Origin of the sequence: Paraburkholderia sp. GAS206C, assembly GCF_050435645.1 — a bacterium.
In the GTDB taxonomy this organism is placed as follows: Bacteria; Pseudomonadota; Gammaproteobacteria; order Burkholderiales; family Burkholderiaceae; genus Paraburkholderia; species Paraburkholderia phenazinium_B.
The window spans coordinates 817,866-838,883 of record NZ_JBNDKR010000003.1 but is presented as its reverse complement, the minus strand read 5'-3'; the positions used below and the strand labels follow the sequence as shown (position 1 = coordinate 838,883).

The 21,018-nt window shown below is 63.0% G+C and carries 22 protein-coding genes; 14 read left to right on the top strand and 8 right to left on the bottom strand.

The genetic code is table 11. The annotated features are described in order from the left end of the window. Nucleotides 1-85 precede the first annotated feature (85 nt). Nucleotides 86-1,477, bottom strand: coding sequence for a sigma-54 dependent transcriptional regulator (locus P3T20_RS12185; protein ID WP_074263803.1), 1,392 nt, complete (start codon nt 1,475-1,477; stop codon nt 86-88). A 536-nt stretch (nt 1,478-2,013) separates the two neighbouring features. On the opposite strand from P3T20_RS12185, the gene P3T20_RS12180 reads away from it, so the two are divergent. The 9 genes from P3T20_RS12180 to P3T20_RS12140 all read left to right on the top strand — a co-directional run bounded on the left by P3T20_RS12180 (nt 2,014) and on the right by P3T20_RS12140 (nt 10,603). Further along, a complete protein-coding gene (locus P3T20_RS12180) occupies nt 2,014-2,595 on the top strand; it encodes a hypothetical protein (RefSeq protein ID WP_074263802.1) in 582 nt (193 codons plus the stop codon). Nucleotides 2,596-2,636: 41 nt separating this feature from the next. Continuing rightward, on the top strand, nt 2,637-3,149 hold the full coding sequence (locus P3T20_RS12175; protein ID WP_083611365.1) for a hypothetical protein: 513 nt from the start codon (nt 2,637-2,639) through the stop codon (nt 3,147-3,149). Further along, on the top strand, nt 3,146-3,799 hold the full coding sequence (locus tag P3T20_RS12170; RefSeq protein ID WP_254368784.1) for a hypothetical protein: 654 nt from the start codon (nt 3,146-3,148) through the stop codon (nt 3,797-3,799). Before P3T20_RS12175 ends, P3T20_RS12170 begins: the two co-directional genes overlap by 4 nt. 29 nt (nt 3,800-3,828) lie before the next feature. Next, entirely contained in the window at nt 3,829-5,202 is a 1,374-nt protein-coding gene (locus tag P3T20_RS12165) for a hypothetical protein (RefSeq protein WP_074263801.1), read from the top strand. 170 nt (nt 5,203-5,372) lie between these two features. Beyond that, on the top strand, nt 5,373-5,987 hold the full coding sequence (locus P3T20_RS12160; protein WP_254368888.1) for a C39 family peptidase: 615 nt from the start codon (nt 5,373-5,375) through the stop codon (nt 5,985-5,987). Between the two features lie 6 nt (nt 5,988-5,993). Then, the gene (locus P3T20_RS12155) at nt 5,994-6,797 is read left to right on the top strand and encodes a peptidase C39 (protein WP_074263800.1); all 804 of its coding nucleotides are present in this window, start codon (nt 5,994-5,996) and stop codon (nt 6,795-6,797) included. 107 nt (nt 6,798-6,904) lie between these two features. Then, nucleotides 6,905-8,353: a hypothetical protein gene (locus P3T20_RS12150; RefSeq protein WP_074263799.1), complete on the top strand. Its 1,449-nt coding sequence runs from the start codon at nt 6,905-6,907 to the stop codon at nt 8,351-8,353. A gap of 24 nt (nt 8,354-8,377) precedes the next feature. Further along, a complete protein-coding gene (locus P3T20_RS12145) occupies nt 8,378-9,973 on the top strand; it encodes a sigma-54 dependent transcriptional regulator (protein WP_074265961.1) in 1,596 nt (531 codons plus the stop codon). A gap of 102 nt (nt 9,974-10,075) precedes the next feature. Then, nucleotides 10,076-10,603, top strand: coding sequence for a dihydrofolate reductase (locus P3T20_RS12140; RefSeq protein ID WP_074263798.1), 528 nt, complete (start codon nt 10,076-10,078; stop codon nt 10,601-10,603). A 90-nt stretch (nt 10,604-10,693) separates the two neighbouring features. Here the strand turns inward: P3T20_RS12140 and pmbA are convergent, their stop codons facing one another. After that, nucleotides 10,694-12,064 carry a metalloprotease PmbA gene (gene pmbA, locus P3T20_RS12135; protein ID WP_074263797.1) on the bottom strand — a complete coding sequence of 457 codons (1,371 nt, stop codon included), beginning with the start codon at nt 12,062-12,064 and terminating at the stop codon, nt 10,694-10,696. Nucleotides 12,065-12,279: 215 nt separating this feature from the next. Here pmbA and yjgA point away from each other — a divergent pair, with 215 nt between their 5' ends. Both yjgA and mog read left to right on the top strand, forming a co-directional pair. Continuing rightward, the gene (gene yjgA, locus P3T20_RS12130; protein ID WP_074265960.1) at nt 12,280-12,900 is read left to right on the top strand and encodes a ribosome biogenesis factor YjgA; all 621 of its coding nucleotides are present in this window, start codon (nt 12,280-12,282) and stop codon (nt 12,898-12,900) included. After that, nucleotides 12,881-13,507 carry a molybdopterin adenylyltransferase gene (gene mog / locus P3T20_RS12125; RefSeq protein WP_074263796.1) on the top strand — a complete coding sequence of 209 codons (627 nt, stop codon included), beginning with the start codon at nt 12,881-12,883 and terminating at the stop codon, nt 13,505-13,507. The genes yjgA and mog overlap by 20 nt, the downstream gene beginning before the upstream one ends. 25 nt (nt 13,508-13,532) lie before the next feature. Here mog and orn read toward each other — a convergent pair whose 3' ends face one another. Next, nucleotides 13,533-14,141, bottom strand: coding sequence for an oligoribonuclease (orn, locus tag P3T20_RS12120; protein ID WP_074263795.1), 609 nt, complete (start codon nt 14,139-14,141; stop codon nt 13,533-13,535). Between the two features lie 139 nt (nt 14,142-14,280). Here orn and P3T20_RS12115 point away from each other — a divergent pair, with 139 nt between their 5' ends. From P3T20_RS12115 to P3T20_RS12105, 3 genes are all read left to right on the top strand, one after another. Continuing rightward, on the top strand, nt 14,281-15,540 hold the full coding sequence (locus P3T20_RS12115; protein ID WP_074263794.1) for a M48 family metallopeptidase: 1,260 nt from the start codon (nt 14,281-14,283) through the stop codon (nt 15,538-15,540). After that, nucleotides 15,537-16,472: a ribosome small subunit-dependent GTPase A gene (gene rsgA / locus P3T20_RS12110; protein WP_074263793.1), complete on the top strand. Its 936-nt coding sequence runs from the start codon at nt 15,537-15,539 to the stop codon at nt 16,470-16,472. The genes P3T20_RS12115 and rsgA overlap by 4 nt, the downstream gene beginning before the upstream one ends. 133 nt (nt 16,473-16,605) lie before the next feature. Next, a complete protein-coding gene (locus P3T20_RS12105) occupies nt 16,606-16,926 on the top strand; it encodes a putative signal transducing protein (RefSeq protein WP_074263792.1) in 321 nt (106 codons plus the stop codon). Between the two features lie 126 nt (nt 16,927-17,052). Here the strand turns inward: P3T20_RS12105 and P3T20_RS12100 are convergent, their stop codons facing one another. The 5 genes from P3T20_RS12100 to rimM form a co-directional block, all read right to left on the bottom strand. Continuing rightward, the gene (locus P3T20_RS12100) at nt 17,053-17,991 is read right to left on the bottom strand and encodes a CobD/CbiB family protein (protein WP_074263791.1); all 939 of its coding nucleotides are present in this window, start codon (nt 17,989-17,991) and stop codon (nt 17,053-17,055) included. A 127-nt stretch (nt 17,992-18,118) separates the two neighbouring features. Then, the gene (locus P3T20_RS12095; RefSeq protein WP_074263790.1) at nt 18,119-18,799 is read right to left on the bottom strand and encodes a CoA pyrophosphatase; all 681 of its coding nucleotides are present in this window, start codon (nt 18,797-18,799) and stop codon (nt 18,119-18,121) included. 99 nt (nt 18,800-18,898) lie between these two features. Beyond that, the gene (rplS, locus tag P3T20_RS12090) at nt 18,899-19,279 is read right to left on the bottom strand and encodes a 50S ribosomal protein L19 (RefSeq protein WP_074263789.1); all 381 of its coding nucleotides are present in this window, start codon (nt 19,277-19,279) and stop codon (nt 18,899-18,901) included. 143 nt (nt 19,280-19,422) lie between these two features. Next, nucleotides 19,423-20,190, bottom strand: coding sequence for a tRNA (guanosine(37)-N1)-methyltransferase TrmD (trmD, locus tag P3T20_RS12085; RefSeq protein ID WP_074263788.1), 768 nt, complete (start codon nt 20,188-20,190; stop codon nt 19,423-19,425). A 25-nt stretch (nt 20,191-20,215) separates the two neighbouring features. Continuing rightward, nucleotides 20,216-20,938 carry a ribosome maturation factor RimM gene (gene rimM, locus P3T20_RS12080; RefSeq protein ID WP_074263787.1) on the bottom strand — a complete coding sequence of 241 codons (723 nt, stop codon included), beginning with the start codon at nt 20,936-20,938 and terminating at the stop codon, nt 20,216-20,218. Nucleotides 20,939-21,018: the final 80 nt, after the last annotated feature.

The window sequence follows — 21,018 nt, the reverse complement described above, 5'->3', positions numbered from 1 at the left end:
TTTTACGTCAAAACCCGATTCTAGCAAGCGAAGCCGGCTCACGTCCCGCTGAAGTCCGTCGAGGTCCGGCTCAGGTCCCGCCCGGTCAGATATGCGGCACCGAGGCCGGCTCGCCATGCGGCACGATCGGCTCGCCTTCCATATGACGCATCCCGTGCGCGCACAGCAGGCGGTACAGCGTCACCCGCGAGATACCCAGTTCCTGCGCCGCATCGCCAAGGCGGCCTCGGTGACGCAGCAACGCCAGTTCGATAGCCTGACGCTCCGCCGCTTCGCGCGCCTGCGCAAGCGACACCGGCACGATCTCCACATACTCCGCGAGTTCGAGATCGCGTGCCGTGATCGCGCGCCCTTCCGACATGACGATGGCACGCCGCACCCGGTTGATCAGTTCGCGCACATTGCCCGGCCAGCTGTAGTTGTGCAGCGCTGCGATCGCATCGGGCGCGAAGCCGCGCAAACGGCGGCTTGCATCCTTTTTGAAGCGGTCCAGCATGTGCCGCGCAAGTAGTTCGATATCCTTACCACGTGCACGCAACGGCGGTTCGTCGATTTGCAGTACGCACAGACGGTGGTACAGGTCCGAGCGGAAACGTCCTTCGATCATCGCCGCGTTCATATCGACGTGAGTCGCCGAGATGATGCGCACATCGACGTCGATCGCGCCATGGCCGCCGAGGCGCTCCACCTTGCGCTCCTGCAGAAAGCGCAGCAGGCTCGCCTGGCTTTCGAGCGGCAGGTCGCCGATTTCATCGAGAAACAGGGTGCCGCCGTTCGCCGCTTCGACCCGGCCGATCTTGCGTTGATTGGCCCCCGTAAAGGCGCCACGCTCATAGCCGAACAGTTCGGACTGCAGCAGATGCGGAGGAATTGCGCCGCAGTTGATCGGCACGAACGGCGCGCCGCGGCGCGACGAACGCTCATGGATCGCCACTGCCGTCAGTTCCTTGCCGGTACCGGATTCACCCGAGATAAACACCGGAGCATCGGTCATCGCGACCTTGCGGATGGAGCGGAACAGCGCAAGCATGGCATCGCACGAACCGACCATTTCGCCTTCCGTGCCGCTCGGCGTGCCATCGTTTGAAGCGGGTTCGCCAAGCGAGATCATGCCGTAGGCGTGGCCTACCGAGTCGACAATCCTGTCGCCCGAATAAGGCACCGTCACGTAATCGAAACAGTAGTCGCGCACCAGCCGGCGCAGCGCTGCGTCCTGCAATTGACCGGGCATGGTTGCGGCGACCCAGCCCACGTTCGGCATCGTCAGGCACGATTCGAACGCAGCAATCTCGTGCTGCTGGAAATGACTCGACAGGTCAAGCAAACCGCCCGCTGCCATTCCGGCGCGAACGGCACGGCGCACGTCGCGCGCCGAACCGACGACTTCGACGTTCCAGCCCCGTTGGTGAAACCTGGTATTCAATTCCGCGCTAGGGTCACGCGAAACGTAAATCAGTTGCCGCGTTGCGGGTTCCATTATTCAGATCCTCTCGTCAACGAACGTTAAGGATGACGGCACGCGCCTGAACTTGTTTCAGACACATTGACTCAGCTCGGGATTCGCACGTAGCAAATACCGAACGGCCATTCCATTCCGTGCGGACAGCTGATCCCCGAAAAGCGGCGTGTGTGATTGAGACGGCCCAGCTTCAGGCTTTTTTTAAATGTGACTCTGTTTTCGAGAGCTTACTATACGCGCGCCGCTTCGAAAACAAATATGCGAATTTAATCGCGCCCTCTACCGCCCAGCAAGGCTGGACGGGCATTCCACAAGTCTGAACATTTTGAATAAAACGTTTCCAGACTGGTTGGCTACGTATCTACCCTGAGCCTTTGGGTACGGGCCTCAAATGCGAATTATCGGTATTTCCTGCCGCCCGTTTCAGGGCTGAAACATTTTTGCCTCCTTTTTGCCTGGTGGCTCTGCACGCCCTGCCCTGCACCCAATCGCATCAACGGGTTGAGCCTCATGGCACATGTTTCGCTAAAAGTCTCGCACCAAGGAGACACATCATGCGACTCGCTTTCCGCATCGACTTGCGCCACTTCCAGCAGCCCGCAGCAATATGCGCCGCGCTGCTACTCACAGCGCTGCCCCCAGGCGTCAATGCACAGGAACCCATCACCGCCAGTTCTCCCGATACCGGATCCGTCACCCTCGCGAGCGTGACGCCCGCAGCGGTGGCGGCCCCGGATACCGCGGTGAGCGACACGGCAGATACCGCAACTGCCTCGACCAATACCTCGGCAACTACCTCCGCAGCTACCTCAGCAACTACCGCGACCGATCCCTCAGCCAACACCGCGAATACCGCTGCACCCGTTAGCGATCTCGCAGGCGACCCGCTGAGCATCCCGGCCGCCGCGACCACGGCCAATGATCTGGCGCTGGACGATCAGGCGTTGTCGCAACAACGCGGCGGTTTCGGCGGGATGCTGATGGTGGCTGCGACGCCACAGCTGATGCATGGCAACGCCAGCGGCGGCAACCACGTGACGCTGTGGGACGAAATCGCCCCGCCGTCGCCGATGCCGATTCCCGTCGACGTAGCCCGCTCGGCCCAGGGCAACGTCACGACCTATCAGCGCAACTAGTTGAGCGACGTGCGTCCGCACCCCGCCAGCAAGGAACCGACATGAACGCCTCAACCCAGATGACCCGCCAGCACCGCCCCGGCAACTCCCGCACCGCGCTCGTCTGCGTGCTGGTGAGCGGCCTCGCGGCCGGCGCCGCGATTCCGGCCGCAGCGCAGGTAGCGGACGCTCCGGGCAACCTGATCATCCAGAGCACGGTCACGCCGCGCGATGCGTTCGTGCCAGTGCCGAAGGCGGACGACCCGATCGCTGTGCAGGTCCAGACGTTCCCGACCGGCGCCTTCGATTCGGCGATGGGCGCGATGGTGAGCGACACCGATCTGACCCGGGCGCACGGCACTTCCGGCGTCACCGGTGGCAGCTTCATGCCGGCGCTGGTCGGCTCCAACGGGATCGAACATCTGCTCGCCGGCAACGGCACGGTTGCCGGCAGCGGCATCCCGGTGGGAGCCGGCGCCAGCCTCGGTGGCATCGGCGGAATCGGCGGCTCGATTGCACAAACGGTCACTGGCGCGCTTGCACCGCTCGGCGCAGCAATGGGAGCAATGAAATGAAAGCGACGCGCACCCCGTTCATGAACACGTTGCCGTCACGCCAGCCCCTGTTGCGTCCAGCGATCGCCCTCGTGCTGTTCGGCTGCGTCAGCTGTGCCGCTCAGGCGCAAGGGGTGCCGACCCAGTTGAGCGATCTGCAGTCGCTGATCGGCAGCGGTGTGGCGAACGGCGCCACAGGCGTCGTAGCGATCAACGAGGCCGCGGGTCTCGACAACGCGCAAGCCAATCAGGGCGTGATGACGGGCGGACAGGTGCCGCTCAATCTGATCAGCAGCTCGCAGAGCGCGTCGACGAATGCGAAGACGACGGCAGCGCGCAGCGATATCGGTAGTAACGCATTTTCAAACACCTCTGGCCTTATCGAAGTGAATCAGTCGGCGGGTGTAGGGAATCTTCAGCGGAACAGCGCCTTGATCGGTGCTGCTCCGGTTGAAGGGGAGATCGTAGCGGATGGGGTGCTATCCGCCACGACCGCCAAAAACGGCGGTTCGGTTGGTTCTGCTCAAAACCACGACGCGCGCGAGGTATCCATCGGTGCGGATGCGCTCAAGAACGTCAGTGGAATCGTCCAGATCAACCAGGCAGCCGGTACAGGCAATGTCAGTTCAAACAGTTTTGTGCTCCGTCCCCCGGCGGGCACCTTTTTCTAACGAGCCACACCCTTTATCGGAGCGTCATCATGAAGCGCACTCTCATTGCAGCGGCTGTTCTGTCGACGTTGGCAGCCAGCTCGGCCTACGCAGAATGCACGGCCGGCTGCGACCCGGCTGAGCTGTTTACCGCAACCGACATCTATACCGACATCGGCGAATTCGGCTTCATCCAGCTGCGCGGCCGCGTCGACGTCAACAGCAGCTCGGGCGCCACCGTCAACAACACGCAGAACGTCAGCATCTCCGGCGTGAACATGAAGACACCGCCGCAAAGCTACACCTCCGGCCACGTGACGACCTCCATCGACACGTCGAATACCTGGAACAACGCCAGCGGCGGCGGCAGCGGCTGGGGCGCCAGCCAGTCATACAACGCTAGCGCTTACCAGTACAACAAGACCAACACGCAGACGAAGACGGCCTCGTCGAGCGCCGGGTTTGTTGCTGGCGGCGGCTTCGCAACGGGTATCGCAGCGGGTTATCAGGGCTACAACTACGCGAACACGCATGCTTCTGCAAACGGCTTCCTCGCAGCCGGCCTGATCGCCGGTATCGGCGGTGGCGGCGGCGTGATCGTCGGCGGACTGGCAGCAGGCTTTGCCGCGGCGCTCAACACGCACGTCTCGGACAACTACGGCGGCGGCTTCGCCGGCGCAGCAGCGGGCTACGGCGTCGCCTACGGCGGCTACGCAGCCAACAGCATGAGCACGGCTACGCAGACCTACAGCGGCAGCGGCAGCAGGGAATCCGCCAGCGTGTCGGAAGGCAGCCACGCTTATGGCTGGACGCATAACTACTCCGACAACGCCGGCAACATCTCGGTAACGGGCAGCGTGACCCAGCACATCAACACCGAAACACCGACGGAAATGTCGGCTGGCATCGGCAACAACGCGCTGCAAACGACGAGCGGCAACGTCGGCGTCAACATCGCAACCGGTGTCGACAACGCGCAGTCCAACGACGCCGCGCTGTCGAACATGGATGTGGGTCCGGTATTCGGCACCGCGCAGATCTACTCGACGCAGGCATCGGGCGGTTCGGCCAAGGTAGGCGACTTCAACTTCGTCTCCTCCGTCGGTGCCGGCGCGCTCGCAGATGCAACCGGCAACATTGGCGTGAACGTGGCATCGGGTCTGGGCAACGTGCAGAACAACAGCCTCGCAGCTTCGGCCACGACGACCAGCGCCAGCAACCACTGGGGCAGCGGCGGCGAAGCGATCGCCAGCGACCAGAACTGCCAGACCGCAGACGCCATGGTCAACGGCCAGTTCACCGGCTCGGCCACGCTCGGCGCCGGCGCTCTCGCCAACGCAACAGGCAACATCGGCGTGAACATCGCGTCGGGGGTAGGCAACCTGCAACACAACGGCCTCGCAGTCGCCAGCGTGTCGCACTAGTAACAAGAGCATCAACGCAGGAAGACAACGGTCAGCCTTCGGGCTGGCCGACTGTCTCCGCAGGGGGAATGACCATGTTCGGGGTGAGCAGGGTAACGCATTGTCTCTTTCTGGCATTGTTCGCCGGACTTGGGCTGTCACAGCCGGGTCACGCCCAGAGTGCGCTCAACATGTATGCCGCCGCGGGTGTGCCGTTCGACATGAACGTGCATTCGATCCGCGATCTCCGCTACAACCACATCGTCTCCCAGCGCTACGACTATAGCTGCGGCTCCGCTGCGCTCGCTACATTGCTGAAGTTCGGCTACGGCATCGACATTCCGGAGACCGAAATGATCCGCCGCATGATGGTTTTCTCGAAACCAGAAGTGGTGGTGAAAAACGGCTTCTCGATGCTCGACATGAAGAAGTTCGTCGAAACGATCGGCCTGCGTGGCCGCGGCTTCCGGGTTGCTCCCGAAGCGCTTTACCACCTGCAGATTCCCGTGATCGTGCTGATGAACAGCGACGGCTACGAACACTTCGTGATCGTCAAGCACGCGGAAGATGGCCGCATCTTTGTGGCCGACCCTGCACTGGGCAACCGCATCGTCATGGAAAGCGACTTCGTCTCGAAGTGGAACGGCCTCGTATTCGCGGTCGTCGGCAAGCCATTTATGGAGGATTCTCCGCTCTTGCAAGGCAACGAGTCGCTCGCGCTCAAACTGCGCGAACGTGCGCTGGAAGACGGTACGGCAGCGACTCCCTTTGTTGAATATGGGCTGATCAAGGCAGAGTTGTTCTGACTCGTCATGGAACGAAACCTAATCACTATCGGCTGCGCGTTGTGTTTCGCAACGTGTGGTCTTGCGTCCGTCGCCCAGGCTGCCGAGGCGACGGCCCCCTTTATCGTTGAAGACACCGCCGCCGTCAATCTGCAACCTGTCGACGACGACGTCCTCGCCTCGCAAAGCGGCAAAGGCATCGGTGGCGACGTCATCTCCGGCGTCGTCGTGAATCTGCTGTCGCAGTGGAATCTGCCGAACGGCACCACCGCCCTCGCGCAGGGCGCACTCTCGATCGTGACCAACGCGCTTAACCAGACGAACGTCCAGGTCAGCTCGAACGCGGTCGTCATCGGACCGAACACCTCCGCAGGCAGTGGGGCCAATCCCAACGCGAGCGCCACGGGCGGTCAAAACGTCACGGTCAACGGCGTCTCGCAGATCACCCAGGTTGCCGGCAACGGCAACAACAGCGCCAACCAGGCGGTGATCGACTTCAACTCGCCGGCAAGCACCCTGTCTACCGGCACGTTTAACAACCAGACCTCAGCCTCCGCGAGCAACGCGAGTGGCTCCGTGAAAGCCGGCGTCACGTTCGGCAACGGCGCCATGTCGATCGCACTGCAAACGCCGGCGGGCATCGCCACGCAAACCATCGCGCCGGGTACTTCACAACAGGCCGGCATGATCTCCCAACTACTCAAGATTGCAGGCAATAACCAGCAAGTCGCCAACGCGCTGCAACTGCATTTGCAGACGCAACAGATGTCGGCGTCGATGCTCCGCCAGCTCGGCGTACTACAAGCACTGCAAAACACAGTGAGGAGATAAAAACGGGCCGCCACCCGATAAAAACGTAGGAAAACGAAGTATCAGAACGGCCGCGCGAAGCACATGGAGATATGCGACGCGCAGTCAGAATACCGGGGGAGCACAAAATGATGAGATTCTCAACGACCGGGACACCGCGCGTGATGTTAGCGGCCATCCCTGCGGCGGTCATGCTGTTTGCACTTTCACAGGGCGCCCACGCCCAGGCGCTCGCAGACCAATCGGTCGAAGACCGGCTGAACACGTTGATGCGGGTGATCAGCGAACAGCAGAAGCAGATCAATTCGCTCGAACAACAGGTCACGAACCTCGAGATGTCGCAGCGCGGCCGGGGCCTGCCGGGGGCCGGTGCGTCGGCCGACGGCAGCATCGCCGCCGGCCAGCAGCCGGGCGCAGATGGGCTGCCGGCGCCGCTGCCGCCGCTCGCCCAGATCAACCCCGAGTCGAGTGCACCTGGCAGCGGTACGGGCACCGCGACCGGCGTACCGGTCAATCCGCCGGTGCCGGATAGCGGCAACAGCAACGGCGGCGGCCTGCCGCCTGCGACCGATGGCACAGGCGCGGTCGGCCAGACCCAGAAAGCCGCGGAGCCGGTGCGCACGCAATCGGAAGACGCCGTAGTGCAGAGCCAGCAGCACACGCCGCTGTTCGACCACAAGCTGACCTTCGACTGGGGCATCAGCGATACCTACTACGATCGCCGCCAGTTGCAACTCTCGGGCTTCCTCGCGCTCGATGCGATCTTCCTCGGCAACATCAACCTGGGCGAGACCAAATCACACCAGGTGATGGCGGACCTCGACACCCGCTACGGCCTCAGCGACCGGCTGAGCGTCGATCTCGACGTGCCGTATATCTACCGGCACAGCAACTTCATCGTCGGCGGCGCCGGCGGTGCAGCGAGCACGCTCTCGGACGCGTCGGCCAATTCGAGTGACATCGGCGACGTCAACTTCGGTGTGTACTACGAGTTTCTTAAGGAAACCAACAGCCTGCCGGACCTGGTAGGTAGCCTGCGCATCAAGGCGCCGACCGGTTCGTCGCCGTTCGGCATCAAGCTGCAGCAGGTCGATGCCGACAACACGAACCTCGTCGCCCCGAGCAAGCTGCCTACCGGCACCGGCTTCTGGAACGTCACAGCGGGGCTGTCCGTCCTAAAGACCTATGACCCGGTCGTGCTGTTCGGCAGTCTTTCGTACACCTACAACATCGCGCGTTCGTTCTCGGACATCTCTTCGGTCATCGGCCAGACCGAGCCGGCGACGGTCAAGATCGGCGACGTGGTGCAGTTCGGCGGCGGCGCCGCGCTGGCCTTCTCGGACAAGGACTCGGCCAGCGTGTCGTACACGATGGCATTGGAGCCGGAGTCAGAGACCAGGGCGCCTGGCGGCTCCTATTCGAAGGTGCCGGGCAGCGAAACGACCGCTGCCGCGCTGACTTTCGGCCTGAATCACGTAGTGAACAAGCACCTGACGATCAATGGTTCGGTCTCCGTGGGGCTCACGCCCGACACACCGAATTTCGTGATCGGCGTGCGCTTTCCCTACACTTTTTGACGTGCCAACGATACGAGGTTGATCGTGCGCGAATCATCCCATCTGACCAGTGTTGCACCGCCCTCAGGCACGCATCTTTCTCTGGCACGGCCGACGGAAGTTGCTGCGGTACGGCCGCAGGAAATCTCCGCGGGACTTCCACAGGAGCTGCCTGTGGGCCGGCCGAAGGAAGCTGCCATCGGACGGCCGCGAGACGCCTGCGCCGCGGCTCAGGCGGTACCGAAAGGCCCCTACGCGCAGACCGGGCGGACCCTGCTCTACGTCGCACGCACGCCTGACGAGACGCTCACCGCCCATCTGCGAAGCCGTGGCTGGAACGTCATGGCCGCGCGTTCGGCGCACGAGGTGAGCCGCCTCATCAAGCACGACGTCGTCTGTGCGGGGATCGTCGATCTGGCGAGCTTCGCGCCGCGCGACCTGGGCGGCCTCGAAGCGAGCTTACGTCAGCAACAGATCGGCTGGATTGCGCTGTCCACCTCCGAACGTCTGACCGATCCTGAAGTACGGCGCCTGATCCGCCATTACTGTTTCGACTACGTCAAGATGCCAGTCGCCAACGCAACGATCGATTACCTCGTCAGTCACGCGTTCGGAATGGTGACACTGTGCGATCCCGACATGATGGAGAGCACCCCGGCCAGCGACGAAGACGAAATGGTTGGCACCTGCGAAGCCATGCAGCATCTGTTTCGCACCATCCGCAAGGTCGCCAACACCGACGCCAGCGTGTTCATCTCCGGCGAATCGGGCACCGGCAAGGAGCTCACCGCGCTGGCCATCCACGAACGCTCGCGCCGCCGCAAGGCGCCTTTCATCGCCATCAACTGCGGCGCGATTCCGCATCATCTGTTGCAGTCCGAACTATTCGGCTACGAACGCGGCGCCTTCACCGGCGCCAACCAGCGCAAGATCGGACGGGTCGAAGAAGCGGACGGCGGGACGTTGCTGCTGGACGAAATCGGCGATCTGCCGATGGAAAGCCAGGCGAGCCTGCTGCGTTTCCTGCAGGAGGGCAAGATCGAGCGGCTGGGTGGCCGCGATTCGATTCCCGTCGACGTGCGGATCATCTCGGCGACTCACATCGACCTTGAAACCGCGATGCGCGACGGGCGCTTCCGCGCCGACCTGTTTCACCGGCTGTGCGTGCTGCGCATCGACGAGCCGCCGCTGCGCGCCCGCGGCAAGGACATCGAAATCCTCGCCCATCACATCATGCACAAGTTCAAGACCGACAGCGCGCGCAAGATCCGCGGTTTTGCGCCCTCGGCGATCGAGGCCATGTACACCTACAACTGGCCCGGTAACGTGCGCGAAATGATCAATCGCGTGCGCCGCGCTATCGTCATGGCGGAGAACAAGCTGATCTCGGCCGAAGACCTGGATCTGGCCCACTTCACCGCGCAGGAAAGCGTGACCCTTGCGCAGGCTCGCGAATCGGCCGAGAAGCGCGCGATCGAAGCCGCGCTGTTGCGTCATCGGCATCGTCTGAACGAGGCGGCGGTAGATCTGGGCGTGTCGCGTGCGACGCTGTCGCGCCTGCTGGATACGCATGGCATGCGCGACGCGGTCGGTGCAGAGGACGAGGTGTTGCCGGCCGAAGGCGCCCGCGCGGCCGAGTGAAGGTCCGCCGCGCACGCCGCCGCGCCCCGGCGCACGGCGTTGTCGCTGGGGTGGCGTGGGCGTCAGGTAGAATCGGAGCGGTTACGTTCCCTTCTCCAATCGATGACGACGCTCACCCTGATCGTCGCTCGCGCCCGCAATGGCGTGATCGGCCGCGACAACCAGCTACCCTGGCGCCTGCCCGAGGATCTTGCGTTCTTCAAGCGCACGACCATGGGCGCCCCCATCATCATGGGCCGCAAGACCCATGAATCGATCGGCAGGCCGCTGCCCGGCAGGCGCAATATCGTCGTCTCGCGCGATGCGGGCCGCCGCTTCGCAGGATGCGATACGGCCACCAATCTCGACGATGCGCTCAAACTCGCGGCCCAGGACCAGGCACCGGAAGCGTTCCTGATCGGCGGCGCCGAACTCTACAAAGAGGGGCTGCGCCACGCCGACAAGCTGATCATCACGGAAATCTCAATCGACTTCGACGGCGACGCGCATTTTGCCGCGCTCGATCCGGAGGAATGGGAAGAAGTAGCCCATGAGACGCACCGCGCTCACGCGCCAAACGAATTCGACTATGCGTTCGTGACGTACCGCCGCACGGATGTGGCAGCGGGAGAGCAGCCGCCGCAGGCGTAATCGCGCGGAGGGGCAGGCATAAAAAAACGCCAGAGAAGCTGTCTTCTCTGGCGTTTCTGTCTGTGGCGGCCCTACTGACTGCGTGCCGGCTTACTGCCCGGCAATCGTCATCCGCTCGATCAGCACCGAGCCGGTCTGCTTGGTGCCGCGCACGAGCGTGTCCGCGCCAATCGCGACGATATGGTGGAACATCTCCTGCAGCGTGCTCGCCACCGTGATCTCTTCCACCGGATACTGGATCTTGCCGTTTTCGACCCAGAAGCCCGACGCGCCGCGCGAATAGTCGCCGGTCACGTAGTTGACGCCCTGCCCCATCAGCTCGGTCAGCAGCAGGCCGGTGCCGAGCTTCTTCAGCATGGCCTCGAAATCGTCCTCGGGACGCGTCTTCGAGCTGAGCAGCTTCAGGTTATGCGAGCCGCCCGCGTTGCCGGTGGTCTTCATGCCGAGCTTGCGCGCCGAGTAGGTGGACAGGAAGTAGCCTTCCACCACGCCGTCTTTCACCACTGAGCGCTGCTTCGTACGCACGCCTTCTTCGTCGAACGGCGCGCTGCCCATGGCGCGGGCCACGTGCGGGTCTTCGACCACCTGCACGTGCGGCGCGAACACCGGCTTGCCGAGACTGTCGACGAGGAACGAGGTCTTGCGATACAGCGCACCGCCGCTCACCGCCTGCACGAACGCACCGAGGATGCCTGCCGCGAGCGGCGCTTCGAACAGCACCGGCACCTTGCGGGTGTCGAGGCCGCGCGCACCGATGCGCGCCAGCGCCCGCTGCGCGGCGTAACGTCCGATGGCTTCCGGATCGGCCAGATCTGCCGCGTTGCGTTGCGAGGTGTACCAGTCGTCGCGCTGCATGTTGCGCCCGCTGCCGGCGATCGGCGCACACGCCACGTAATGACGCGAATACGGATAGCCGGCGAGGAAACCGCGCGAGGTGGCGAGCACGAACTGCGAGTGCTGCGCCGAGACGCTTGCGCCTTCCGAATTGCGGATCTGCGGGTCAGTGGCGAACGCTGCGTCTTCGGAGCGGCGGGCGATCTCGACCGCTTCGTCGGCGGTGAGATTCCACGGATGATACAGATCGAGGTCACGCGGCGCGGTTTCGAGCAGTTCGGCCTCGGCGAGGCCCGCGCAGTCGTCTTCCGCCGTGAAACGGGCGATGTTGTAAGCGGCTGCAACCGTATCCTTCAACGCCTGCGAAGAAAAGTCCGAGGTGCTCGCGTTGCCGCGCTTGTTGCCGATAAACACCGTCACGCCGACCATCTTGTCGCGGTTGTGTTCGATCGTCTCGACCTCGCCACGCCGCACGGAGACGGACAGGCCGTCGCCTTCGGAGATTTCAGTCGCGGCGTCGGTGCCGCCGAGCGACTTTGCGTGACGCAGGATGTCCGAGGCGATTTCCTTCAGCTCATCCTGGGTATGCGGGAAAAAGCGCTGTCTGACGTCCATGTCTGCTGCCATATTCGTTGCCGTCCTTCGTTGCGTCCTGGTCGGGGCCGGGAGCGGCCCTCCGGTGTGTTCTCAAGTACGTCGCTACGTATCCCGCGATCATAGCAAGGTCCGCGCGAGCGTACCTGGCATTCGCCGACGTCTTGCGTCACTGGCAAGAGGCGCGGACCGGCGGCGCCACTGGCGTGACCGCGGGATTCGACGGCACGGCACGCTACAATAACGGTATGACACGTAAAACCCGCATTCAACCGATGGAACCCGCCGCCGAGCCAGAGATCGACGAGAACGGGTATGACCGTCCCAGCAAATCCCAGCTCAAGCGCGAAATGCACGCGCTGCAGGAGCTGGGCGAGGCGCTGATCGCGCTGCCGAAAGATGCGTTGAAGCGCATGCCGATGCCCGAAAAGCTCGACGACGCCGTGCGCGAAGCCCGCCGCATCACCGATCACGAAGGCAAACGCCGCCAGGTCCAGTACGTCGGCCGGGTGATGCGCTCGCTGCTCGAGGACGAGACGGCCGCGCTGCGCACCGCGCTGGATTCGTACAACGGCATCAACAAGGCCGAGACGGCGCGTCTGCACTGGATCGAGCGCACCCGCGAAAAGCTGCTCGCCGACGACACCGCGCTGACCGACTTCATCCGCCAGCACCCCGCCGCCGACCCGCAGGAAGGCCGCACGCTGATCCGCAACGCCCGTAAGGAAGCGCAGCAGAGCAAGCCGCCGCGCTATTTCCGCGAGCTGTTCCAGTGGATCAAGAATGCGGACGGCCCGGAAGCGGCCGAGGACGATGAGCACGAAGGGCACGGCGCCCCGGACGACGACGATGACGAAGATCGCGCGTAATCATCCCGATGAGATCGTGATCGGGCTGGTTTCGATCAGCGACCGGGCGAGCACGGGTGTTTATGAAGACAAAGGGATTCCGTCCTTGCAGGAATGGCTCGGCGCGGCGCTGAGCTCGCCGTGGCAGGCCGTCACCCGGCTGATCCAGGACGATGCGCAGACGATTTCCGCCACGCTGATCGAGCTGGTAGACAAGGCCGGTTGCGATCTGGTGCTGACCACGGGCGGCACCGGGCCGTCGCGGCGCGATGTGACGCCGGAAGCAACGCTGGCGGTGGGCACAAAAGAAATGCCGGGATTCGGCGAGCAGATGCGACAGATCAGCCTGAATTTCGTGCCGACGGCCATTTTGTCGCGCCAGGTGGCGGTGATCCGCGAAACGCCGACGCACGCGGCACTGATCGTCAATCTGCCGGGTCAACCGAAATCGATCCGGGAAACGCTGGAAGGGTTGCGCGACGAGGCAGGAGCGGTGAAGGTGCCGGGGATTTTTGCGGCCGTGCCGTACTGTATCGACCTGATCGGCGGCCCGTACGTGGAAACCAACGCGGCCATTGTGAAAGCCTTCCGGCCGAAAAACGCGATCCGGGCGCCGCGTCAGGCGTGAGCGACGCGCCGGATTGTCGCTTCGATTACTGTTCCGCCACCGGCGCGCTCGCCGCCGGGATCAGAAAGTGCTCGCGGTAGTACTTGAGCTCGTCGATCGATTCGTGGATATCGGCCAGCGCCGTATGCATTGCACGCTTCTGGAAGCCCTTGTAGATGGCCGGTTGCCAGCGGCGGCACAGTTCCTTGAGCGTACTCACGTCGAGATTGCGGTAATGGAAGAAGCGCTCCAGATCCGGCATCCAGCGCGCCATGAAGCGGCGGTCCTGGCAGATGGAATTGCCACACATCGGCGACTTGCCCGGTGGGACGTACTGGCCGAGAAATTCGCGGATCTGCTCGGTGGCTTCCGCTTCGCCGACGCTCGAAGCGCGCACCCGGTCGATCAGCCCCGAACGGCCGTGTGTGTTCTGGTTCCACTGATCCATCCTGGCGAGCGTTTCGTCGCTTTGGTGGATGGCGAGGACAGGCCCTTCCACCACTCTGTCGAGCGTCGAGTTGGTCACCACGACGGCGATCTCGATGATGCGGTCGGTGTCGGGCTCGAGCCCGGTCATTTCCATGTCCAGCCAGATCAGGTTCATGTCGCTGCGCACGAGCGACGGCCCGTCAGCGGATTCGAGGATGTCAGTCATGGAGGCAACCCTGGTGAATAGCGCCGCGCGCCCCCTTGGGACGGCCCTGTGCGCCGTTGAAACAGTTCGATTTAGCGTGACCCCGCCAGCCGGCGGGAAGAAACATATAATTCTCGCATAGATACCACGGATTCCCCGGATGCCTACTCTGTACTTCACCGTTCTGTTCGCCGTCGCCGTAGTGGCGATGGTCGGCACCAAGCTCTGGCTCGCGTCGCGGCAAATCCGCTTCGTCGCAGCGCATCGCGGGCAGGTGCCCGGCCAGTTTGCGGGCACCATCGCCCTGACCGCGCATCAACGTGCGGCCGATTACACCGTCGAGCGCACGCGGCTGACGATGATCGAGATTGTCGTCGGCGCGGCCGTGCTGATCGGACTCACGCTGCTGGGCGGCGTGCAGGCGCTCGATCTGGCGATTTCGGACTGGCTTGGCCGCGGCTACGTCGGGCAGATCGCGCTGATCGCGGCGGTCATTGCGATTACCGGCGTGATCGACCTGCCGTTCGACTACTACCGGCAGTTCGTCATCGAAGAGCGCTTCGGTTTTAACCGCATGGGCAAGGGCATTTTCTTCGCCGACCGCATCAAGGGCCTGCTGCTCGGCGCGGCCTTCGGCCTGCCGCTGCTGTTTGTCGTGTTGTGGCTGATGAACCAGGCCGGCAGCCTGTGGTGGCTATGGACCTGGGTCGTTTGGGTGGTGTTCCAGCTGCTCGTGCTGGTGCTGTATCCGTCGTTCATCGCGCCGCTCTTCAACAAGTTCGAGCCGCTCAAGGACGAAGCCCTGGTGAGCCGGATCGAATCGCTGATGAAGCGTTGCGGGTTCGCCGCCAAGGGACTGTTCGTGATGGACGGCAGCCGCCGTTCCGCGCACGGCAATGCGTATTTCACGGGCTTCGGCGCGGCCAAGCGCATCGTGTTCTTCGACACGCTGCTCGCACGCCTGTCGGGCAGCGAGATCGAAGCCGTGCTCGCGCATGAGCTCGGTCACTTCAAGCGCCGCCATGTCATCAAGCGGATGGTGGTGATATTCGCGCTCAGCCTCGTGATGCTCGCGCTGCTGGGCTGGCTGATGCAGTGCGTCTGGTTCTATGAGGGGCTCGGCGTGCGGCCATCGCTGCTGGGTGGGAACAGCGGGCTCGCGCTGGTGCTGTTCTTCCTTGCGCTGCCGGTGTTCCTGTTCTTCGTGACGCCGCTCGGCAGTCTCAGTTCGCGCAAGCACGAATTCGAAGCCGATGCGTTCGCCGCCACCCAGACTGACGCACAGGATCTCGTCAACGCGCTCGTCAAGCTCTACGAGGACAACGCGTCGACCCTCACCCCCGACCCGCTCTACACCGCGTTCTATTATTCGCATCCGCCAGCATCGCAGCGGATCGACCGCCTGCTGCGGCACGCATGACCGCCCGTCCCCAGAAAGCGGCGCGCCTGCCGTCCACGACGCGGGTGGGCGGCCTCGTCATTGCGGCCCATGGCAGGCACTACCTGGTGGCGCCGGAAGACGGCGGCGCGATGCTGCAGTGTTTTCCACGCGGCAAGCGCAGCGAGGTAGCGGTCGGCGATCGAGTCATCTATGAGCCGACTTCGGCGGATCAGGGCGTGATCGTCGAGATAGCCGAGCGGCGCAATCTGCTGTATCGCTCGGACCAGTACAAATCGAAACTGTTCGCGGCGAACCTCGATCAGTTGCTGATCGTGCTCGCCACCGAGCCGCACTTCAGCGAAGACCTGCTCGGCCGCGCCCTGGTGGCGGCAGAGGCGAACGAACTGAAGCCGCTGATCGTGTTGAACAAGACCGACGTCGAGGCCGAGTTGCCGGGCGCGCGAAAGCGGCTCGCGCGCTACCAGGCGCTTGGCTATACCGTCGTGGAACTGTCGATCAAGACCCAGCCGGAGGCCGCACACGCCACGCTCGAGGAACATCTGCACGGCCACGCCACGCTGCTGCTCGGCCAGTCGGGAATGGGCAAGTCCACGCTGGTCAACCTCGTGGTGCCTAATGCGGAAGTAGCGACTCGCGAGATCTCCACCGCTTTGAACAGCGGCCGCCATACGACCACTTTCACACGGCTTTACCCGCTGCCGGACGGCGGCGCGCTAATCGATTCGCCAGGGTTTCAGGAATTCGGTCTGCACCACCTGACCGAGGGCAAGCTTGAGAGGGCGTTCCCTGAGTTCAGGCCGCTGCTGCCCAACTGCCGCTTCTACAACTGCCATCATCTGCAGGAGCCGGGCTGTGCGATTCTCGAAGCGGTCGCCGATGGACGGATTGCGCCGGCACGGCATGCGTTGTATGCGCAGCTGGTCCACGAGGCGAGCCAGATCGTTCGCTGAGCCTTTTGCAATGCTTTTGTGATGCTTTTGTGCGTGGGCGGTCGGTTGCCTGGCGCAACTGGCGCGCTGCCCTTCCTGATCTCCCGATCTCCATCAACCCGTCTTATTTAGACTCCACCGGTCGACACTCATGATGAAACTGATGCGCGCGCCGAATCTGCTGATCGGACAGCATTGGATCAATGTGCTGGCGACCGCGGGCATTGCCTGTGAACTGCACAACCGCTACCTGAACGGCGCGCTTGGGGAAATTCCAGCGGATCAGTGCGCGCCGGAGTTGTGGCTCGTCGACGAACGCGACGAGATGATGGCCCGCAAGCTTATCGAGGTGGCCGCGCATGGACCCAGCGCGGGTTCGCCGTCATGGCGTTGCGCTCAATGCGGCGAGACGCTCGAGGCGCAGTTCACGGTTTGCTGGCAATGCGGGACCGCGCGCAATCCGCTGGACGGGTGACGGCGCGAAGCGATGGCGTGGGTAGCTCAGTTGGCCAAAACAATTTGAGGCCGGGGTCACCGGCCTCAATCGAGATACTGCTCACGCATGTGGCATTGTCACGTAGTCATATGACTGACACTCGCGTCAGGCGAGCCAGACCGCTATCGTCAGCATCAGCAGCAGGATCATCCACAGGATGACAGCACGCCACACCAGTCCCACCGCCGATTGCAGCGTACGCGGCGTACAGTCGTCGCCCACCTGCAGGGGATCGCCGTCGCCGGTTGCCAGTGCATCGAGACTCGACGGCTCCGCCAGCGGGCCGCTCAGACGTGCGCCGAGCGCACCGCTGCCGGCCGCGAGCAACACCCCGTCATTGGTGTCGGGCCATTGCCGCGCATGGTTGCGCCATGAATAAATCGCGTCTTCGAAATTGCCGACAATCGCAAAGCCCAGCGACGTCAGCCGCGCCGGCACCCAGTCGATTACAAAAAACGCCTGCTGCGCAAAACTGGAGAACGCCACGGTGCGGTCGTCCGTCGGGCGCGACCACGTCCGCGCCAGGTACTCGGCGATCCGGTACAGCACCGCACCCGCTGGTCCCACCGGCACGAGGAACCAGAAGAACACGCCAAACACATGACGGTGCGAAGCCACCACCGCGTGGATCAGCGTATGACGGACGATCTCGCTGACGGGCATGTCGACCGTATCGAGGCCCGTCCATTCATTGAGGATTTCACGCGCGCGCGGCACATCGTCGTTGTTGAGCGCGAGGTGAATGTCCGTGAAGTAGTGGCTGAACTGGCGGAATCCTAGCGTGAAATAGACGATCACGACGTTCCACAAGAACGCGAGCACGAAGTTGATGTGATAGAGCACGTAGTAGACGAGCGCGACGGCCAGCGTCCACGGCACCACCACCACGAGCCACGCAAGCAGGCCGTGCTTGGGCTTGCCGGCGTCGAATCCGTGCGCCGCCGACTCCGCATGATATTGAAGCAGCGCCGACACCGGATTGTTCGGCGATAACGCGCGCACCTGTTCGATGATCAGAGCCAGCAATACGGAGAAAAAAGTCATGCGATGCGCCGTGCTTTTCGGGTTTTTACGATTGTTTTATAACGATAGCACAGGGTCGGATCCGACCGGGCGCGCTGATGGTTGCAAAGCTGCGACACCTGAGCCGCTTCGAGCGGGTTGGCGTGCGTCATGCAGCAAGAAAGCGATAGAAATTGCGCAACATACCGGCCGTCGCCCCCCAGATAAAGTAGTGTCCGGCCGCGTCGCCGCGAGGATAAGGCATGGCAAAAAAGCGCCGCTCGCCACCCTCCCAGCGGAACACGCGCACCTCATGGTGAGCGGGGTCCATCAGAAAATTCAGCGGCACTTCGAAGACTTCGGCGACTTCGAGCGAGTCGGCTTCCACGGTGAACGGCGGATGTACTAGCGCCACTACCGGTGTGACACGAAAGCCTGTGCCGGTCAGATAGTCGGGCATGGCGCCGAGCACCTCGACGCGTGCGGGGTCCAGACCTACCTCTTCCTGCGCTTCACGCAACGCCGTGGCCGTTGCGTTCGCATCGAACGGTTCGTGACGACCGCCCGGAAAACTGACCTGGCCGGCGTGATCGTTGAGGTGATCGGCTCGCTGCGTCAACAACACCGTGATCCCGTCGTCGCGCACCACTAGCGGTACGAGTACCGCTGCGACGCGCGGATCGCCGAACTCCTTCCAGCGGGCGTCACCCGGCTCCGGCGTCCAGGAAAGGCGCTGCTCGAAGCGGGCGCGTAATCCATCAGGCGTCAGACGTGTGGGGGCAACCGGTGGCAGATCGTCGCCGGTCGATTCGACAGGCAGCGTTTCGGGTTGGAAGACGGGTCGGGTCAACGGGACTCTCGGAACGAGCTTTTGTAGGACATGCCGCTATTTTGACCCAACAAAGAAAAAAGCACCCGGGAAGGGTGCTTTTTCTTACAGCTTTTACGCTTAAGAAGCGGCGCGGTCTTTCGAGACCAGCTTTTCCTTGATCCGGGCCGACTTGCCCGAACGGTCGCGCAGGTAGTACAGCTTCGCACGGCGCACATCGCCACGACGCTTCACGACGATGCTTGCCAGCAGCGGCGAGTACGTCTGGAACGTACGCTCGACGCCTTCGCCCGACGAAATCTTGCGGACGATGAACGACGAATTCAAACCACGGTTACGCTTGGCGATAACGACGCCTTCGTAAGCCTGAACACGCTTACGCGTACCTTCAACCACGTTCACGCTGACAATCACCGTATCGCCAGGGGCGAATTCGGGGATGGTCTTCTCGCCGAGGGCGCGCGCGATTTCTTCCTGCTCGAGTTTTGCAATCAGATTCATCACTGACTCCTAAGTCCATCTTGTCGACGTTCGTACCTGCCTCACAGAACACTGCTCGGCTACGGCCCCGATAGAGGATGGGTTCACATCAGGCACCGTACACGCATGTGCGGCGCCGCCTATTCGCGAGTGACACCGGGGCTCTACGCCTTCGATGCTTCCTTCGCGAGACTTGCAAGCCATGCCTCATCGGCACGGCTCAACATCTTGTTCTTTCTGGCCTTTTCGATCAGATCGGGCCGTTTGTCCAACGTGTTGCGCAGCGCTTCACGGCGACGCCACAACTCGATTTCCGCATGATGGCCGCCGAGCAGCACATCGGGTACACGCACGCCTTCGTATTCCTCGGGACGCGTGTAGTGCGGGCAATCCAGCAGCACGTCGACGAAACTGTCCTGCACTGCCGATTGCGAGTCGTTCAGCACACCGGGTAGCTGACGCACCACCGCATCCATCAACGCCATTGCCGGCAACTCGCCGCCCGACAGCACGAAGTCGCCGAGGCTCACTTCTTCGTCGACGCAACGATCGATCAGACGCTGGTCGATCGCTTCATAGCGGCCGCACAGCACGATCAGACCAGGTTCCGCGGCAAACCGCATCACCCCTTCGTGATTGAGCGTCGCACCTTGCGGGGACATCATCACGACGCGCGAACCGGTAATGCCTTGCTCCGCCTGCGCGGCTTTCGCCACGCCGATCGCGTCTTCCAGCGGCCTGCCCAGCATTACCATGCCCGGGCCGCCACCATACGGGCGATCGTCGACCGTACGGTAGTTGTCGGTGGTGAAATCGCGGGGATTCCACGTGCGCAAACCGTAGCGCTCCTGCTTCGCCGCGCGACTGGTAATGCCCCAATCGGTCAGCGCACGAAACATCTCGGGAAAGAGCGTGACGACATCGAACTGCATCGCTCTCTCCGGTCAACGAGCTAATTTAATAATCAGCTTCCCAGTCGACAACGATTTGCTTCGCCGCCTGGTCCACCGTTTTGACAAAAACACCGACGAACGGAATCAACCGCTCGCCAGTCACCGGCTTACCGTCTTTACCAGTATCCGGATATTCGATGCGCAACACCGAATGCGCACCGTTGTCGATCATGTCAGCCACCTTGCCGAGAGCAACCCCGGTCAGGTTCACGACATCCAGGCCGAGCAGATCGACCCAGTAGAATTCGTCAGCTTCCAGCGCCGGGAAATCGCTGCGGCAGATATACACGCGAGCGCCACGCAATGCGAGCGCCTCGTCGCGGTCAGTCACGCCGCCCAGGTGGGCAACGACGCTGTCGCTATGTATCTTTGCCTGCAGCGCCGGTGCCGAATTGCGCTCGTGGCCTTTCATCAGCCACCAGCGCTTCGCGCTCAGCAATGCATCGCCGCCCCGTCCGGCATCCGCATGCGCGGCTACCTTGACCCAGCCCTTGAGGCCGTAAGCGTCGACGATTGCACCCACTTCAACAGCGTCGTCCGGCCAGCTTTCGACGGTTTCGGCACGCATTGCTGCGGCGCCGGAATCGACATTGGCTGCACCGGGGGCCTTGGCCTTGACGCGTTCCACCGGCTTGCGGACAAACGCGCCGAACGGTGCGTCACCTGCTGCCTGCGCGCGCTGGGCCGGCTTGGCGCGGCCTGAACTTCCCGAATCACGCTCAGACATGACGCCACCTCAGACCACACCTCAAGTCGAAGTTCGTTACCACCTTCGACGTCTGCTTCAGCAAAACGCGCAGTAAAACT

Excerpts from the sequence above, each read along its gene's own strand:
- P3T20_RS12100 (WP_074263791.1), bottom strand. The coding sequence starts at position 17,991 with ATGACTTTTTTCTCCGTATTGCTGGCTCTGATCATCGAACAGGTGCGC.
- P3T20_RS12180 (WP_074263802.1), top strand. The coding sequence starts at position 2,014 with ATGCGACTCGCTTTCCGCATCGACTTGCGCCACTTCCAGCAGCCCGCA.
- P3T20_RS12160 (WP_254368888.1), top strand. The coding sequence starts at position 5,373 with ATGTATGCCGCCGCGGGTGTGCCGTTCGACATGAACGTGCATTCGATC.
- P3T20_RS12115 (WP_074263794.1), top strand. The coding sequence starts at position 14,281 with ATGCCTACTCTGTACTTCACCGTTCTGTTCGCCGTCGCCGTAGTGGCG.
- pmbA (WP_074263797.1), bottom strand. The coding sequence starts at position 12,064 with ATGGCAGCAGACATGGACGTCAGACAGCGCTTTTTCCCGCATACCCAG.
- rplS (WP_074263789.1), bottom strand. The coding sequence starts at position 19,279 with ATGAATCTGATTGCAAAACTCGAGCAGGAAGAAATCGCGCGCGCCCTC.
- P3T20_RS12170 (WP_254368784.1), top strand. The coding sequence starts at position 3,146 with ATGAAAGCGACGCGCACCCCGTTCATGAACACGTTGCCGTCACGCCAG.
- P3T20_RS12150 (WP_074263799.1), top strand. The coding sequence starts at position 6,905 with ATGATGAGATTCTCAACGACCGGGACACCGCGCGTGATGTTAGCGGCC.
- rsgA (WP_074263793.1), top strand. The coding sequence starts at position 15,537 with ATGACCGCCCGTCCCCAGAAAGCGGCGCGCCTGCCGTCCACGACGCGG.
- P3T20_RS12175 (WP_083611365.1), top strand. The coding sequence starts at position 2,637 with ATGAACGCCTCAACCCAGATGACCCGCCAGCACCGCCCCGGCAACTCC.
- P3T20_RS12165 (WP_074263801.1), top strand. The coding sequence starts at position 3,829 with ATGAAGCGCACTCTCATTGCAGCGGCTGTTCTGTCGACGTTGGCAGCC.
- P3T20_RS12185 (WP_074263803.1), bottom strand. The coding sequence starts at position 1,477 with ATGGAACCCGCAACGCGGCAACTGATTTACGTTTCGCGTGACCCTAGC.
- P3T20_RS12140 (WP_074263798.1), top strand. The coding sequence starts at position 10,076 with ATGACGACGCTCACCCTGATCGTCGCTCGCGCCCGCAATGGCGTGATC.
- rimM (WP_074263787.1), bottom strand. The coding sequence starts at position 20,938 with ATGTCTGAGCGTGATTCGGGAAGTTCAGGCCGCGCCAAGCCGGCCCAG.
- mog (WP_074263796.1), top strand. The coding sequence starts at position 12,881 with ATGACGAAGATCGCGCGTAATCATCCCGATGAGATCGTGATCGGGCTG.
- orn (WP_074263795.1), bottom strand. The coding sequence starts at position 14,141 with ATGACTGACATCCTCGAATCCGCTGACGGGCCGTCGCTCGTGCGCAGC.
- P3T20_RS12105 (WP_074263792.1), top strand. The coding sequence starts at position 16,606 with ATGAAACTGATGCGCGCGCCGAATCTGCTGATCGGACAGCATTGGATC.
- P3T20_RS12155 (WP_074263800.1), top strand. The coding sequence starts at position 5,994 with ATGGAACGAAACCTAATCACTATCGGCTGCGCGTTGTGTTTCGCAACG.
- yjgA (WP_074265960.1), top strand. The coding sequence starts at position 12,280 with ATGACACGTAAAACCCGCATTCAACCGATGGAACCCGCCGCCGAGCCA.
- trmD (WP_074263788.1), bottom strand. The coding sequence starts at position 20,190 with ATGCAGTTCGATGTCGTCACGCTCTTTCCCGAGATGTTTCGTGCGCTG.